The sequence below is a fragment of the Undibacterium sp. Di26W genome, from assembly GCF_049340265.1.
GTDB lineage: Bacteria > Pseudomonadota > Gammaproteobacteria > Burkholderiales > Burkholderiaceae_D > Undibacterium.
In genome coordinates, this window is record NZ_JBMPOR010000077.1 from 1 (window position 1) to 442 (window position 442).

Annotated in this window: 1 protein-coding gene; it reads left to right on the plus strand. The window is 47.5% G+C overall.

Features of this window, described 5'->3' with window-relative positions; translation table 11 throughout:
* Window positions 1–176, plus strand: a 176-nt coding sequence (locus ACO0LM_RS28710; RefSeq protein WP_423042362.1) for a MotA/TolQ/ExbB proton channel family protein, incomplete at its 5' end; no start/stop codon positions are given.
* Window positions 177–442 lie beyond the last annotated feature (266 nt).

The following is a 442-nucleotide window of genomic DNA, read 5'->3' on the forward strand; positions in this document are numbered from 1 at the left end:
GTGAAGCGCTGATCATGACGGCAATTGGTCTGGCAGTGGCTGTTCCTGCGGTTCTGGGTTACAACTTCCTGGTACGTCGCAACAAGAGCGCCATGGAAGAAGTCCGTGCCTTCTCCGCTGACCTGCACTCTGTAGTATTGTCCGGCAACATGGGCAAGACAGCAGCTAAAAAATAAGTCGTATCAGGTTTAAGTTAAACCAAGACCCTTAACCACAGAGGCACAGAGACACAGAGAAAAGCCACAGAGAACATCAAAAGAGAATGAATCACCGTGCAGGTGATATCGTAAAAGTGATGAAAGTCACGACTTACCGAGAGGTTTTCCTCCTGATTTTCTCTGTGTCTCTGTGCCTCTGTGTTGAGCGGTCTTAAGGGTTTAAAGCGTAACATCGAAAGAGAACACATTATGGCAATGGCAATTGGCAATGATGGTGATGGCGA